The organism is Maribellus sp. YY47 (assembly GCF_023111095.1).
Taxonomy (GTDB): Bacteria; Bacteroidota; Bacteroidia; order Bacteroidales; family Prolixibacteraceae; genus Draconibacterium.
The window spans coordinates 59,113-75,107 of record NZ_JALGYW010000007.1 but is presented as its reverse complement, the minus strand read 5'-3'; the positions used below and the strand labels follow the sequence as shown (position 1 = coordinate 75,107).

Genomic DNA, 15,995 nt, shown 5'->3' with positions numbered 1-15,995 from the left:
TTTATTTATATTCCAGCCAGGTAGTTGCTTTACAGTCCTTATCTGCAACAAATCTTATCCACCGCGACTGAAAATCTGCCGGAAATTCATAATTGAAAGTTTCGCCGGGCTGAACACTTACTTCTTTGTAAAGCATCCACGGGCTATGTCCGATCGGTTCAACTTCAACTCTAAAAGTGACTGCTTGTTTTTTGTCGTGCGAGATTTTCAGGCTGCGGTTGTCATAAAATCCGATTAAATATGGATCAGAAGGCTCATTGGCCTTTACTGTTGCATCTTTCCACGGTCCACCATGCCCAACAGGTTTGCCCACTTCCCACAGATCGTCAATGGTACCCACCCACAGAGCGGCCTTGCCGTCGTCGGAACGAACGATGTGTTCTCCTGCCTGCACATTGCTTTCAAGGCCGGTTAAAACCAACATGCCTCGGTACGATACATAATCGTGAATTCTGAAATTGTGCGAAGAAACCGGTCGGATTTTTGCAAAACCATCGGCATTTTCGGCCGGCAGTTCATAAAAAGTACCGGCGCAATTAAATAAGTCACGTTCGGTGGCAACTTCCCTGCAAATACGCAGTTGTGCCGCGTTTGTCAGCGACTCGTATTCACTGCTCCCCAATGGCAATCTCCAACGGCGTCCCTGGTCGTCAACTACCAAAACCGAAGAATTATCGAATTGAACAACATTTTCAGGAATAGCAAATTTTTCTTTGATAAAACTGTTGGTTTCTGCATCGTCTTTGGCAACCAGGGTCAGATTTTCATCCAATTCGTAGTACCCGGTTTCAGTGGCAGTTTCATCCTCAAATTTCATCGCCGAAACTCCCAATGCACGTCGGTTATTTCCCAGTCCGTACAAAAGTCCTCCCAGAGCTTCGTTCTGATCAACTGCGGCCAGTCCCCCGAACATTTCAGCCGGTGAAGTAGCCCTTTCGTCTACGTCGGTGTAGTTAAAACTTACGGTAGCATTTGTCGCTTTATCGGTAACAATCCGCACCCATTCGCCTGTTTCTTCAGTGCCAAATTCAACAAACTCAGAGCTTCCGGGAGCAACACTTACAGCTTTCATTTTGCTGAATTCACCTGTTCCGTTTTTGTCTACTTCAAAACTGAAATCAACAGTGCTTTTCCCACTGTTTTTGATCCAGGCACATCGTTTAGCCCAGCCCGAAAACAGGAACGGTTCCGAGTATTCTCCTGCATTCACATCATCGTTCAGCCAAACAGATCCCGATGCAGTGTTCGGTCCAAGTTGGTCTGGTTTTTCGATGGAAGTGAACCATAAATTTGAATTGGATTGTCCCGGCCCTTCAATATTTCCTTTTTGTTTTCTTTTATTGAGGAATTCCTTTTGAGCTGAATCGTCGCAACCAAAAACCAGTTGGTTGTTCCAGCGGCTAAAATCGCCAATAACTTTTAAATAGGCGGAACGCGGACGAATACCTGCCGAACTTTTGGCAGTGAATCCTTCCGGAAAGTGCCAAAACATACCGTGCATGGTCATCAGGTAGTCCGGATTTTCATTGGTACCAATATCCCGGATTCGAGGCCATTCGGTATTCCATCCATGTGCACCATCGTAACTGTGACTTGCCTTGGGTAAACGATAGAAATCCCAACCTGTTTCCGGATTTCTTACACCCAAAAGAAGTGATCTGTGATCCCAACCGGTTGCCCAAATCGGATCGGTTTCCGGATTAGAATTTCCATAAATTCCACCCGGGCCGGTTATCTCAACAAACTGGTTTCTGCGGACAACTTTCCAGTTTTTTCCATCCCATTCCGATAACGATCCGGCTTTGACGTCGAATTTATGCTGGGCTTCCTGGGTTGCTTCTCCATTATTTGAATACACCATCACTCCCTGTCCCGAGTACAAACCTTTGCCATGTGCTCCCGGCAACGTGGCATTTTCGGGATTTACTCCGGTGTCGTCGTGTTCAACTTTTCTACCATTCGAATTATTTCCGTCTTTGTATAATTCATGTACGTTAAGAGCATTCACATCCACTTCGTAAAAACCTTCTTCCATGGTTCCATAGTAGATCATCTCAGCCGGTTTAAATAAATGACGTGCATTCCCGGTATGACGGCCCTGCATTACGGAATAGGGAATTACTCGCACATTCCTTTCAGCATCAATAGCGTAAGGACCAATAAAAAGCTGATTACTTTCTTTATGAATCATTCGGTTGGCCGGAGTTCCTCCAATGCTTTCAGGACGAACAATTTGTGCCAAATCCGGAGTTATTTCATATAATTTATCTGAAGAACCGAGTGGAAGGTGAGGCCCGTAAGTGATCACCCACAAACGATCGGCCCAGGGAACAACGGCGCCTGTTCCACATTCTCCTTCGTTGTTGTAATAAGCAAGCGAGGGATAAATTCCGCTTACCTGAACAGGCTTTTCTTTTAATTCATTTTTGGGCTGACAAGACATCAGCAGTGCCCAGACTGCAATAAATGAAAGTCGATTTATCATTTTTAAGTTTATTAGTTTTTGATTTTCTTCTAAAAAATATTGTTTCCCCGGTTTTGTACTATTGGATTCTTCTGTTTTTCGATAAAAGAAAATCTTGTAAATAATCTCTTTATTAAAGTTGTAAAAAGTTCATCTGCTGTAAATGAATATATGTTCGTTTAGTAATGTTTCTGACTCTCCTTCTTCTCCATTTCGATGCTTATAGAGGAATGATTGTGACGTATTCTCAATCAGGGTGAGTTCTGTAATAAAACTTCACAATTTCAAACTTCATAATTTCACGCGACTATGACCACTTTTCTCTTTTACCATTATGCAAGTATATTTTGAAAGTACTCCTTTTTCAAGCGCTTTAAATAGCTCATTTGAATGATTCTGATTTACTAAAAACATAAGTAAAAGGCTGCCCAAAGTAAATTTCGACAACTAAAGGAATTTACTTTTAAGACAGCCTCTTTTGGTTTCCTGGCTAATTAAAGTTTTGCGTAAACTTCAATTTCCATTATTCTCACCATGTTATTTTCGTAATTGGGAACAAAAACCCGAACCTTATCGGTTTTGATTTCCTCCTCAAAGGTTGCTGAATATGTTTCGCCCAGGAAATTATTCACCTCAACAACATTTACCCAATCTCCGTTGACGTTTATCTGGAAGTTGAAATTTGGGATGAGATACTGATTGTACAAATTCTTATAAACAGTGAAAGAAGCTAGCGAATATTCTTTCCCCAAATCTATTTCTATCCAATGTTCAAGTCCTGCATCGGCAAGAGTAATCCATCTTGAAGCGGAAGTAATAATACCATCGACGGCATAGCTTCCTTCAAATCCGGCTCTCAGATAAGAACTGGTGGTTGTTGGCTTATTTAAGGCAACATTTTGAATGATTTCAAGAGAAGCTGAACTTGTGAAGAAGGTATCGATTGCTGTTTCCTCGGGTAAAAACATGGTACGGTACGAAGCTCCTTTGTCTAGATTATAATTATCTAATACGGTTTGAGCGCCATCTTCGTTATAGATTTTAATCACCTTCTTTTCTTCGCCTTCGTAATAAGTCAATTCTACTCCGATATCTCTGGTTGAGGACGGATCGCCCCAGGTTATGGCCAGCTGGTTATTGTCAGGGTCGAAGGTTGTTTCTTTTACAAAACGTTGTGCCAGGGTTGCTTCGAATTGCGACCCGTAAACGTTGCCGATCATATCAAAATCTACGGAGGTTAAACCCTCGCCATCAGTTGTCACTAATTGGAAGGTATAAGCACCTTCGGGGACAGCAAGCGAGTTGTCGCCTACCAAGACTTCGATTGAATCAGCCGCCAAATGCTCTGGTATTGGAACTACAATAGAATCACTTTTTTCATCCCAGTAGATTTTTAATTCTTTTGCTCTTGGATCGGTAATCCAGTAACGAAGGATAAAGCGCTCGTTGCCGGAAAGTACCACTGCCGAGTCAACACGCCCGATGTACAGAATCTCACCGTTTTGCATATAGATATCATGTTTATCATTCATGTCGGAACACGACAGCAATATCATATACATGGAAGCGATGAACAGTCCTAAATATTTTATTTTTCTCATTTGCTTAAACTTTAAAATCAATTGGTTTTATTCATTTACCTGCCCCCAAAATGTTAATTCTGATACAAATGAACTGTTGGAGTCTGTCCAGGTTCGAATGGTTTTGAACCGAATGTAACGCACCGCGGGAACGTCGAGCGAGAATTCAAATTCTTCTCCTGTATAGGCCAGTGCCAGATCTTCACTTGTTAGATTTGCAAAGGATGTTGCGTCATCTCCTGATGGTTTTGTAGAAGTGCCGCTAAGTAACAATTCCCATCCATCCCAGGAGCATGCACCACCATTGGCAACATTGGGATCGTTGGTCCCCCACACTTCAAATTCTTTTGGATGGTGAAGGTTAAAGTACCATTCGTTTCTACCCCAGAACTTGAATCTCGAAAATTTGGCTGAAACTCCTAAATCTAATGTAAAAAATATAGGGTCTGACGAAGTTCTGTTGATATAGTAACACCCATATCCATCGGCCAGAGTCACTCCATTCCACAAAACACTAATTGCTCCTCCATATTGTGACAAAGTGTATGAGGAGCACAACGGCATACCTTTCCAAAGACCCTTATCCAATTCCGATTCTTCCCAGGGAGTTATCACAGTAAAAAGCGTATCAGTATAATTGTTATAAATATCCCTGATAAAAATACCGAATTCTGTTTCTTTGGCTTCTAAACCACGAACAGTACCAAGGCCGCTGCTAACAGAAGTATAAAAATTTTCAACAGAGACAAAAACATCTTCCTCATTTTTAGCGACAACTCCAACAACGATATCATTCTTTTCGGGATTCTCCCAGGTAAGTTTTAAGCCTCCAAAGCTGGCAATAACAGAAAGGCTGGAGTAGATGTCGAAAATTGGTGAGTCGAGTGGTTCTATTTCAACAACAACAGGTGCCGATTCATTTCTACTTTTGTCAACAGCGATCAAACTTACGCTTGTTTTTGTGGCTTTGGCAAATCCCTCAATTGTGAGCTCATCAATATAGGCAGAGGCTAGTTTTTCTTTTTTCTCTCCGGTAGGAAGTGTATAAACTGCCTTAATACAGAGTAAATCCTTATCTCCGGGGAGCTCGTATTTAATTGTTGCTCCACCTTTAAAGTTTGTAACAACCGGATTCGAAATCATCTGCGGGGAGGTTTCGTCAACGGGATATTGCCCAATCGGTTCTTCGGTACACGAGTACGCAAAGAAGATCAGAAATGCAATGCTTATGATGTATTTTTTCATTCGTTTTATATTTAAAGTTTTCATCGGAAACTCATGAATTCGCATAAAATTTAATCATCTCTTATATGAAAAATTTAACATGCTTGTTTCATTTCGTTCGAATTGAATTTACTTAGTTTACCAATATGGATTCTGAATCAGGTTTGTATTAACCCTGAGGTTATATTGCCTAATTGGGAAAAGGTAATCTTTTGTCGAAAATTCAGGAGTGTAAAGCACTCTTACAGAATTGAGTTCCTGAGCCGTTTCTCCTGCCGGGTTCAATCCTCTAATCGGCTGATTTAACCACTCATGAGCAGTTTTCCATCGGCGGATATCCCAGAAACGTTTCCCTTCGAAGGCCAATTCAATCATTCTTTCCTGTTGAATAATTTCACGCATTCCTTCTTTTGTAGATGGTTTTGACGGGTATCTTGAAGCGTTTTGCCAGCTTTCCATAACTCCATTTAATCCGGCACGTTCCCGAACTTTGTCGATATATTCATATACATCCTGGTTCGGTATTTCCATCGATTCGTTTAATGCCTCGGCATACAACAAATACAAATCAGCCAAACGAATAACCGGGAAGGTAGAACGTACAATTACGTTCGACGATGAAGATGTGCTCACGCTTTCGAAATGGCTGGTTCTTTTTGCCCAATATCCCGATAGGGAGTATCGTATATTTGATGTTTTTCCCTGAGCTTGTCCTTTTTTTGTCTGAAAAACCCAAGGTTGTTCATTGGCTGCGCCATCTCCAACGTCTTTGTAACGGCCATTCCCAAACCATATTGCTCCGTCGAATGCCAGGTTGGCATAGAACCTTGCTTCTCTGTTGATGTTCAATTTGGCGGTTTCGTACCCGGGCTGAATGTAGTATTTTGCTTCATCGGGTGCAGCCGTTGTATTAAAGCGGTTTGGGTAGTCAAAGCCCGTATCTTCTTCAATCGGAACGCCATTTTTAGTATAAAAGAGTTCTGCCATTCGCAGGGTGGGGCACATGTACGGGTCGGTTGGCATCCACTGAAACTGCTCAATAAAGAAGAGTGGGGTGGTGGCACGCTGATAATTGTACATCGACAATTTTGCTTCGGTCCAGATAATTTCTTTGTTCCACCTGTCGGTTACAACATGGCGAAGTGTCATCAACAGTTTTGTAGAATCAGAGAGGTTGGTTTGCTTGGTGAATTCGTACAACTGGTGCCCGGCCAGCAAGCAAGTGTCGATCGCATTTTTACATGCTGTTGCCGCCCGGCTCCATTTCGACACATCGTATGTGGTATTTACCAATTGTACCCCACGGTTGTCAACCAATCTGTCCAGATCAGAATTTCCGTTAAACAACGGGCTTGCAGCTGTTACTAAGATTTCAGCTTTTAAGGCGAGTGCTATCGGTTTCGTAATTCTACCATCTTCAGCACTTACATTCAGGATTTCCAAGGGTAAATCCGGAACAGCTTCGTCGAGTAAACTAACAATATAGTCTATACCTTCATCAAAGGGATCTCTGTAAACTCTGACTTCATCAATATTGGAAGAAATAGGAAGGTTCTCTTTGACGATTGGTATTGGCCCGTACATTCTCATCATATAAAAATGATAATAGGCTTTCAATACTTTTACCTCAGCAGTCCACCTGGCGGCTTCTTCTTCACTTAAATCACCCCCTACTTTTCTTATATTTTCAAGGAAGACGTTGCAATCGCGGATTGCCCTGTAACAGGCTTTTCCCCCGTTGTAACCATCCCAAAAATTGAATAAGGGGCTGTTTGAATTTTGCTCACCCTTTTTAATTTTTAATCCGGCATAGCTTTGGTTACGGCTATTATAGTAGTCATCTTCAATTGCCCACCACTCGTCGCTTCCAAGTATTGCCGGATCTCCTGCTGGATCGGATAATTCAGGGAAATAAGTGTAACAAGTGGCTAAATATCGCTCGGCGCTGGTTCTGTCCAGAAATGCGTGGTCAATTGTAGCAACATTATCAGGTACCACATCTAAATAATCAGAACATGCAAAGCTGAAAACAAGTACGCTTATCGTTATAATAATTTTTAACTTTTTCATAGTAACTTTTTTTTAGAATGAGACCTGAACTCCAAGATTAAATATTTTCTGGATCGGGTAGCCCAATCCATTTCCCGCCATCTCAGGATCCCATAATTTGAACTTGCTGAAAGTCAGTAGGTTGGTTCCTGAAAGGTAAAGCCGAAGATTTGTGATTCCAATCTGCTCGATTACCGTTTTGGGTATTGTATAACCAAATTCAACCGATTTTAACCTTAAAAAAGAACCGTCTCTCATAAACCATGTACTGGTTTGAGAATTGTTTGCAAGATACTTGTCTGATAATCTTGGCCATAATGCATAAACATCTGGATTATCTTCCGAGAAGTGGTCGTCAGCATACACTTGTAATAAAGCATTCTTTGAAATGGTACCTGAACTTTCATCCGTGTCGATAAACGGAGCAGTCTTGTAAGCATCAATCCAGAATGATTCTCGTCCTAATCCCTGGAAGAAACAGGAAAAATCGAAATTTTTGTATCCTGTAGAAATACCAAACCCATAAATAATTTCCGGTTGTGTGGGATAACCAATAGGAACCCTGTCCAGTGAGCTTATCTGACCATCGCCGTTTATATCACGGTATTTGATGTCGCCGCCCATGTATTCACTAAACGTTTGAGTTGGAGAATTATTGACGTCGTACTCATCCACGAATAAACGCTCGGCAACGTAACCCCAGGTTTGCGAAATAGGCTGTCCGATGTGCGATAGCCAAGGTGTACTTGTATTGTCCACTTCTTCGTAAACTTCAAATTTTGCTGTGGCATAGGTAAAGTTGGCACGGCCGGTAATCCAGAAATCATTATTAAACGACTGGTTATAATCAACCGAAATATCAAAACCTTTTCCCTTTGCCTCACCAACATTGGTTTGGGGAGTTGCCTGTAAACCCATTGTAGTTGGAATGTTAGCACGGTCCATTAAGATGTTTGTTCTGTGCTCGGTATAATAATCAGCCTGAATGTCGAGCTTGTTAAATAACCCAAGTTCAACGCCGGTATTCATTTTCCTTGATACCTCCCAGGTAATTTGATCATTGGCATAACGTGTTGTGCCAACACCATTAACCCAATATCCAAAATCTTCACCCCATAAAAATCCTCTTCCGGAGTTACTTAAATTTACTTCTGAAAGGTAGAAGAACCGATCTTCAGCATCGCCGATGGCATCGTTTCCAACAAGACCATAAGTAGCTTTTAATTTGAAATTATTAACGATCCGGCTGATATTGTCTCCCCAGAATTTTTCGTTCGACACGATCCAGGCCGTTCCAACAGAAGGGAAAAAGCCAAATCGTTCGTTTTTGGCAAATCGTTCAGATCCGTTGTACCCAAAGTTAAATTCCGCAAAATATCGGCTGTCGTACGAATAGGTAAACCTCCCAGATAAACCGAGGTTTCTGGATGGCAGAGAAAGAGCCAAAGTAGAAGCATTTGGTTTGATTGTATTTCTCATGGTCGAAACGAGTAAACCGCTTACACTATGTTTTTTAAAGGTGCGGTCGTAGTTAAGTGCCGCTTCGGCATAGGTGGTTGATGTAATATTTTTATCACCTTCAGAGTAGCTAAGCCATTCGGTTCCCGAATCTGGATTTAGACGGCCCAATATGTAAGTATCGGTATGCTTATCGTAATTGGCCACTGAATACCAGAAAGGATGATAGAACCTGCTAACATCGAAATAGGAATACCTGTTGGTATTAAACAGTCCGCGTATTTTCAATCCATCTGTTATAAAGCCCAGATCTTGTCTCAACTCGAATTGGGCAAGCATCAACGATTTTGAATAGTCTTTGTAGCCTTTTACCATATCGGCATATGGATTTATGTATTGTCCCTGGTCGTAGTTACCAAAAAGAGTATGCGTAACGTAGCTGTATTGCTGATCAGGTGCAAAATACGCCGGGAAAAGAACCGGATCCGATCTCATAACTTTTTTGTATAAGTCGGTTCCTCCGTCAATCGGGCCGGTATAATCATCAAATGTACCGTGTAAGCGAACAACTGCTTCGGTAGTTTTTGTGATATTGATGTTGATATTTGATCGTAATAAATATCTTTTTAAATCGATGTTATTATTGAAGTTATTGTTTTGATCTACTTTTAAAACACCATTGTCGCGATTGTAAGTTCCAGCTATGTAGTAACGTGCTATTTTACCTCCGCCACTTACGTTAAAATTAGCTCTGTGGTTAATGGTGTAGTCTTTAAATAGCATGTTATACCAGTCGTTGGCTGGGTAAACATATGGATTGGTTCCGGCAATTGTATTGTCAATTTTTTCGTAGGAGTATGGAACTGCAGATAGAGGATTTCTTGCTAAAACAGCTTCGTTGTTGAGTTTCATGTAAGTAATCGGGTCAGCCAGTTCTACTTCCTGGGTCGGTGTCGAAAATGAAGTCTCGTACCGGAACGATATTTTTGCTTTTCCTTCGGTACCTTCTTTTGTTGTAACCAAAATAACGCCGTTGGCACCTCTTGCACCATACAGCGCAGTAGCCGCAGCGTCTTTCATAATTGAAAAACTTGCGATATCGTCGGGTTGCAAACGAGCCAAATCAGATGATGACATTTCTACTCCATCGATCAGAATAAGCGGTCCGGCGGCGTAAGAGAATGAGGTAACCCCGCGTACAAAAAAGCTGGCATCATCTTCTCCCGGTTCTCCGCTTCGCTGATACGAGATCAGACCGGAGATTCTACCTGCAAGTGCAGTTGTTAAGTTGCTCGAAGGTACTTTTAGTTCTTCTGTTTTTATGGTACTGATAGACGCAAGTACGCTTTCTTTCTTTTGTTTACCAAAGGCCACTACTGTAACGTCTTCCAATTCTTCCGATTTCTGCTGAAGTATCACGTTAATGACGGTCCTGTTATTTATCTCAACCTGCTGGTCGGACATACCAATAAACGAAAAATTCAATTTTCCGGTTGGATCGACGTCTATCGAAAATTTACCGTCAATATCTGTAATTACACCTCGCGTACTGCCAACTACAATTACGGTTACACCCGGCAGTGGTGCTCCGGTAGCATCGGTTACAACACCCTTCACCCATATAGTTTGTTGATCGGGTTCTTTGGTTTCCTCCGGTATTGGAGTCTCCCGGTGTCGGATAACAATTGTGTGGTCAGTAACTTTGTATTCAAATCCAAGAGGAGCAATGTATTTCTCCAGAAATACATCCATCGTGATCTGAGTTTCGGTTACATCGATCTCTCCCGTTTCGTCAAAAAGGTCGGAAGGATAGAAAAAGCGAAACTCACTTTGTTTATCAATCGATTCTAATATCTCGCTGATATTACCTTTAGTTTTAGTTAGCCTAAGTATTTCGGTTTGCGAATACACGCTGGAGAAGCCTTGCATTACAAAAAGAAATACAAATAATACTGTAATCTTCATACGTAACAAACCGCTTCCCCGTAAAAGGAAAGCTTTTACTTCTTTTTTTTTCATAAATTTGATTTGGAATTAATCTTTGGTTTATTCTAAAGTTTTTAGCGGTGGATGGTGTCAGCATCTGCCGCTTTTTTTAGTTAATCACAAGTTTCTTTTCATAAGCAGTCATTTTAATTCGTTGAGTTTCTTCAATGATTTGAAATATAGTTTCAATTTTTTGCTCTCTGTTGATACTTCCGGTAAACTGAATCTCTTTTGCTGCCGGGTTCCGGAATTCGTATTCAAAATCGTACCATCTCGAAATCGTTTTCAGAATAGTTTCGAAACTTTCATTCTCGAAATAATAGTTTCCATCTTTCCAGCTGATATATAATTCAGGTTTTACGAGTTGTTTACTTAGATTTCCGTTTGCGCGGTCAACAACTGCCTGGAAAGAAGGGTCGAGAAATAATTCCTGGGACGAGCTGTTTACTTTTACTCGTCCTTCAACCAGAGTGGTTTTAATTGATTCATTATTTTGATAGGCCGATACATTAAATGAAGTTCCCAGAACTTCTATTTGCTGATTATCGGAATGCACGATAAAGGGCTTGTTTTTGTTTTTGGTCACTTCAAAATAGGCTTCGCCAACCAAGGTAACTTCTCTTCTTTTATCTGGAAAAGTAACAGGATAATGAAGTTCCGATTCAGAATTTAGCCATACCCTTGTACTGTCGGACAGTACAAGAAAAAATTGACCCCCACGTGGTACTTTTAAGGTGTTATAAATTATTTCAGCCTTATGAACTTCTTCCTTTTTTTCCCGGTGATATTCTAATTTCTTCCCATTGCTGGCAATTTTTGTATCCTTCTCTTTCAGATGAATTTCCTTCTTTTGAGAGAGATCTATTTCAGTACCATTATTTAAGACGAGAATGGCTTTGTCTGTGCCGGGGGTGATAATATTGTTTGGATTAGTATTCTCTGAGCGCTGATTATTAACGGTTATAAAAATCGAAACAGCAAGGGCCAGAACCGCAGCGGCTGATGTTCCCACCTTTATGAATTTTCGCCTTCTTATTTTATTTATAAGCTGGCGATACGAGGCATTCGAATCGACCGGATTCCTGTCAAAAGATGAACCTTCTTCGTAAAACTGTTTGGCACTAGTAAAGAGTTCTTTCTTTTTATTAGAGTCGTTCAGCCATTCGTTCAAGTCTTTGTCTTCGAAGTTTTTCTTGTGTATCTTCTTCCAGATAAGACTAAAATCAATATTCTTTTTTCCGTTCATTAATTTGGTTTGTCGCAAATTGTATCAAACACCTTTTGCAGAGATGTTTAATCCTATGTCTCGCGAGAAGACAAAATGGGTGACAAACACGGAGAAAAAAATCTGTTAGAAGTAGAAGTATATAAATGAAACTTTGGAAAGTACCTCGCGAAGGCTGGTTTTGGCGCGCATTAACTGTGTTTTTACTGTGTTCTCCGAGATATTGAACTGTTCAGCAATTTCCCTGACTTTTAACCCGTCAAGATATTTCATGCGAAATATTTTTTGCATTTCGGATGGGAGTGTCTCAATAGCAATATTAATTTTTTTTGTTAGTTCCGAAGGATCTTGCGCCTCGGACTCGATAAGCTCTGAAATCTCGTATTCCAGATAAATTAGCTTATGCTTATCATAGATATTCATGTTCCTGAGATAGGTTAGCCCCTTGTAGCGGACTGCCTGGTATAGCCACGATTTTAAAGATTTCTGAATTTCTACGGAACCTGCGTTTTCCCATAAAGAGATAAATACCGACTGAACAATGTCTTCGCACACATCCTTATTAAACACAATACGTTCAGCAAATCTCAACAATGCCTGATGATATTCGTAAAAAATAGCCTCAAAAACTTTTTTGTTGTGCTTTTGTAATTCGTTTAAAATAAGTCGATCTGAATTGTTCATTCTAAATATTCATTTAAAACTAATGGTTTAAAATCCAGAAACGTTTTTAATTGCGTTCTTACCCGAATCCAAATTTTTAGATTACTGTAAGTATCTTTTTACTTTGATCTTTAATATCAGCAAATTCTTTAAAAAATCTTTTTTATAAATTTTGTTGGCAATATTGATAATAAAACTCCAACAACAGTAGCTGTACTACTAATTTATAAAACTTTAGTACTGACAAGGGGAAGTGAATAGGAATCTAATTTTTACGTTTGATTCTCCATTTTGTCAGGTTTAGTTGGCGATGAAGATAGTCATTCTTTATAAAAATATGACTCTTATAATGATTTGATTCAACTTTAAATCTTTGGGTAGAATGTCTGTAATGGCTTTTTAGTTACTGATATATAGTGGGTTATTGAGTGTGTTTTTAGCACTTATTTTTTAGTTTACATCTTATTGCTTCAGAATTTAGATTGATTATATATTTCGTAACGCAATTTTGATTCGGCCCAAACGAGAATTTATTTATGTAGGAGATTGGTGGGCGGTGCATAGCTATTTAAGTATACGGCGACACCTCTCAATTATCATTTACAAGCAAAAAATAAAAAAGCCTGTTAATTGAAAAATTAACAGGCTTTTTTATTTTTTAGTTGACCTGCCAGGGCTCGAACCTGGACTCTTCTGATCCAGAGTCAGACGTGTTGCCAGTTACACCACAGGTCAATGTGGCTGCAAAAATAAGAAAACTCTGAAAATAAATTGTTCTTTTATCAAAAATATTCATCGGAAAATTGTTTCGGTATTTAACCTATTCCTTAACGTGGAATTGTTCTGTACAGCAAAGGTGAAAATTTTAACATAACATAAGTTGTTTTTTGCGTTTGGGGGTATAACTTCTAAGCCGAATAAAGGGATATGGGAATTCAGATATCCGAAAAACTGCTTGCATTACGAAATAGAAAGAGAACAGATCATGAAAAATAAAATACTGCTTTGGCTGGTGTTGGTTGTTGTTTGCGGAACTGCTTTTTCGCAGGAGCTGCAAACCGGATTAAGTGAGAAATCTTTCTCGCCAAAAGATTGGTCGAAGGAGAAGGTAAACAAACAAATTACGTGGTATCAGTTAAAAAGCGGTGAACTGTTCGGGGAGCCGCAGAGTATTAATGTTGTTAAGATAGACCTGAGAAAACACCGCTACGATGTGTCAATGGTTTATTCCGATTCTGCACGCGTTCTTTTGAGTGAGATGGCTGAAGATAAAGATGCCTTGGCTGCCATAAACGGAACATTTTTCGACATGAAAAAAGGGGGATCGGTGGTGTTTCTAAAAGTGGATGATACAATAATAACGCCGCCCAATCCCGAAGCCGGGGCAATGATTCGGGAAGCGGCTTTTGTAGTCGGAGATTCTGTTCGTGTTGTGGAATTTCCCAAAGAGGAATGGGGGAATTGGCACCCTGCTTTCGAAGACATCATGGTTTCGGGGCCCATGCTGATAAAAGATGGGAAATTAGTTGAACCGGATTCTGTTGCCTTTAATACCACTAAGCATCCTCGCTCGGCAGTTGGAATCACACCTGATTATCAGTTGTTACTGGTGACGGCTGACGGAAGACACAAAGACAAAGCTGTTGGGCTATCTATGAAAGAACTTGGTATTTTAATGGAAGCGTTGAACTGCAAAAATGCCATGAATCTGGATGGGGGAGGTTCTACCACACTATGGCTGCAAGAAGAGGGAGTTGTGAATTATCCTTCGGATAACAAGCTTTTTGACCACGAAGGCGCACGCACCGTCGCCAATGGAATTGTGATTCTTAAATAACAGCGTATTTCTGATTGTTCGCTTTCAGCAATAACGCCTGTACCCTTTATCGAAATAAAAAGAGAATGCAATTTCGGATTTCGTTTTTATCTTTACGGCAAACAAGCTAAACCTTTACCGATACGGATATCATATTTCACAAATAACCTTAACAAAATGAAAAACAACCCGATTTACTTGATTGTAATGGCGGCTTTATTTGCTTTCACAAGCTGCCAGAATGCGACACCCCAAAAGGAAACGATTTCAAAAAAATGGACGGCAGAACAAGCTCAAAACTGGCAGACTGAAAACGGTTGGTTACGGGGTTGCAACTTTAATCCGAGTACGGCCATTAACCAGTTGGAAAACTGGCAAGCCGAAACCTTTGACCCGGAAACCATTGACCGCGAATTAGGCTGGGCCGAAGACATTGGTCTGAACTGCATGCGTGTTTACCTGCACCATGTTGCCTGGGAAGTGGACCAGGAAGGCTTTAAAAGCCGCATGGACAAATACCTTGACATAGCCAACAGCCATGGGATAAAAACCATTTTTGTTTTTTTCGACGACTGTTGGAATCCGGAGTACGAGGCCGGCAAACAACCCGAACCGAAACCTGGTGTTCACAATTCGGGATGGGTGCGCGATCCGGGTGACCTGTTACACCGGGATTCAACGCTGATGACCACGCTCGAAACATATGTAAAAGATGTTTTATCAACCTTCAAAGACGACAAACGCATCGCACTGTGGGATCTTTACAACGAGCCGGGCAATTCGGGATACGACAACAAATCGATGCCACTTCTGAAGAAAGTTTTCGAATGGGGATGGGAAATCCGCCCTTCTCAGCCACTGTCGGCAGGCGTGTGGAAAGCGTCGTTAACCGACTTAAATAAGTTTCAACTCGAAAACTCCGATATTATCACCTACCACAATTACGAAGGGCCGGAGCAACATCAGGCTGCCATCGACACCTTGAAAACCTACGGTCGTCCGCTCGTTTGCACCGAGTACATGGCACGCCGTAACAACAGTCTGTTTACGAACATCATGCCGATTCTAAAGAACGAAAATATCGCTGCCATAAACTGGGGACTGGTAGCCGGCAAATCGAACACCAAATATGCCTGGGACGAACCTATTCCTGACGGATCGGAACCGGAACTTTGGTTTCATGAAGTTTTTCATCCCGACGGAACACCCTACAAACAGGAGGAAGTTGATTTAATTAAAAGCCTTACCGGGAAATAGACAAAAATGATCGACCGCAAAGTCGATTCATTCGAATACTATAATTCACAGGAGGGTGGCCAAAAAATTTCACGCCAGGGTATTCTCAAAAGAACGCGCACACAGAACATGAAAAATAGCAATCTGCGACCTTTGCGTTTCTTGCGCGTCTTTGCGAGAGGGTGATTTTATCTTTTTTTGGCCACCCTCTTTCTTTTTAACAAACACTTCCGACTGAATAAAAAAAATGGGAAAACCAACTGCCATCCCATTTGCTTTCTTTATTCTCATTAC

10 protein-coding genes and 1 tRNA gene are annotated in these 15,995 nt (G+C 40.8%); 2 read left to right on the top strand and 9 right to left on the bottom strand.

The window, feature by feature from the left end:
• Nucleotide 1: 1 nt before the first annotated feature.
• The 8 genes from MR764_RS07290 to MR764_RS07255 form a co-directional block, all read right to left on the bottom strand.
• A complete protein-coding gene (locus MR764_RS07290) occupies nt 2-2,485 on the bottom strand; it encodes a hypothetical protein (RefSeq protein WP_247978746.1) in 2,484 nt (827 codons plus the stop codon).
• A 473-nt stretch (nt 2,486-2,958) separates the two neighbouring features.
• A complete protein-coding gene (locus MR764_RS07285) occupies nt 2,959-4,065 on the bottom strand; it encodes a DUF4998 domain-containing protein (RefSeq protein ID WP_247978745.1) in 1,107 nt (368 codons plus the stop codon).
• Nucleotides 4,066-4,092: 27 nt separating this feature from the next.
• The gene (locus tag MR764_RS07280) at nt 4,093-5,289 is read right to left on the bottom strand and encodes a DUF5000 domain-containing lipoprotein (RefSeq protein WP_247978744.1); all 1,197 of its coding nucleotides are present in this window, start codon (nt 5,287-5,289) and stop codon (nt 4,093-4,095) included.
• A 117-nt stretch (nt 5,290-5,406) separates the two neighbouring features.
• A complete protein-coding gene (locus tag MR764_RS07275) occupies nt 5,407-7,338 on the bottom strand; it encodes a RagB/SusD family nutrient uptake outer membrane protein (RefSeq protein ID WP_247978743.1) in 1,932 nt (643 codons plus the stop codon).
• 12 nt (nt 7,339-7,350) lie between these two features.
• Nucleotides 7,351-10,794 carry a TonB-dependent receptor gene (locus tag MR764_RS07270; protein WP_247978742.1) on the bottom strand — a complete coding sequence of 1,148 codons (3,444 nt, stop codon included), beginning with the start codon at nt 10,792-10,794 and terminating at the stop codon, nt 7,351-7,353.
• Between the two features lie 76 nt (nt 10,795-10,870).
• On the bottom strand, nt 10,871-12,007 hold the full coding sequence (locus tag MR764_RS07265; RefSeq protein ID WP_247978741.1) for a FecR family protein: 1,137 nt from the start codon (nt 12,005-12,007) through the stop codon (nt 10,871-10,873).
• Between the two features lie 105 nt (nt 12,008-12,112).
• Nucleotides 12,113-12,670 (bottom strand): RNA polymerase sigma-70 factor, encoded by a 558-nt coding sequence (locus MR764_RS07260; protein WP_247978740.1) that lies wholly within the window; start codon nt 12,668-12,670, stop codon nt 12,113-12,115.
• A gap of 641 nt (nt 12,671-13,311) precedes the next feature.
• Nucleotides 13,312-13,384, bottom strand: a tRNA-Gln gene (locus tag MR764_RS07255).
• Nucleotides 13,385-13,634: 250 nt separating this feature from the next.
• Between MR764_RS07255 and MR764_RS07250 the strand changes: the two genes are divergently transcribed.
• Together MR764_RS07250 and MR764_RS07245 are read left to right on the top strand one after the other, a co-directional pair.
• Nucleotides 13,635-14,486, top strand: coding sequence for a phosphodiester glycosidase family protein (locus MR764_RS07250; protein WP_247978739.1), 852 nt, complete (start codon nt 13,635-13,637; stop codon nt 14,484-14,486).
• A gap of 156 nt (nt 14,487-14,642) precedes the next feature.
• Nucleotides 14,643-15,722 (top strand): hypothetical protein, encoded by a 1,080-nt coding sequence (locus MR764_RS07245; RefSeq protein ID WP_247978738.1) that lies wholly within the window; start codon nt 14,643-14,645, stop codon nt 15,720-15,722.
• A 69-nt stretch (nt 15,723-15,791) separates the two neighbouring features.
• Here the strand turns inward: MR764_RS07245 and MR764_RS07240 are convergent, their stop codons facing one another.
• Nucleotides 15,792-15,992, bottom strand: coding sequence for a hypothetical protein (locus MR764_RS07240; RefSeq protein ID WP_247978737.1), 201 nt, complete (start codon nt 15,990-15,992; stop codon nt 15,792-15,794).
• Nucleotides 15,993-15,995 lie beyond the last annotated feature (3 nt).

Bases quoted from the DNA above. Each gene is read 5' to 3' on its own strand.
- MR764_RS07290 (WP_247978746.1), bottom strand. From the start codon at position 2,485: ATGATAAATCGACTTTCATTTATTGCAGTCTGGGCACTGCTGATGTCT.
- MR764_RS07285 (WP_247978745.1), bottom strand. From the start codon at position 4,065: ATGAGAAAAATAAAATATTTAGGACTGTTCATCGCTTCCATGTATATG.
- MR764_RS07280 (WP_247978744.1), bottom strand. From the start codon at position 5,289: ATGAAAAAATACATCATAAGCATTGCATTTCTGATCTTCTTTGCGTAC.
- MR764_RS07275 (WP_247978743.1), bottom strand. From the start codon at position 7,338: ATGAAAAAGTTAAAAATTATTATAACGATAAGCGTACTTGTTTTCAGC.
- MR764_RS07270 (WP_247978742.1), bottom strand. From the start codon at position 10,794: ATGAAAAAAAAAGAAGTAAAAGCTTTCCTTTTACGGGGAAGCGGTTTG.
- MR764_RS07265 (WP_247978741.1), bottom strand. From the start codon at position 12,007: ATGAACGGAAAAAAGAATATTGATTTTAGTCTTATCTGGAAGAAGATA.
- MR764_RS07260 (WP_247978740.1), bottom strand. From the start codon at position 12,670: ATGAACAATTCAGATCGACTTATTTTAAACGAATTACAAAAGCACAAC.
- MR764_RS07250 (WP_247978739.1), top strand. From the start codon at position 13,635: ATGAAAAATAAAATACTGCTTTGGCTGGTGTTGGTTGTTGTTTGCGGA.
- MR764_RS07245 (WP_247978738.1), top strand. From the start codon at position 14,643: ATGAAAAACAACCCGATTTACTTGATTGTAATGGCGGCTTTATTTGCT.
- MR764_RS07240 (WP_247978737.1), bottom strand. From the start codon at position 15,992: ATGAGAATAAAGAAAGCAAATGGGATGGCAGTTGGTTTTCCCATTTTT.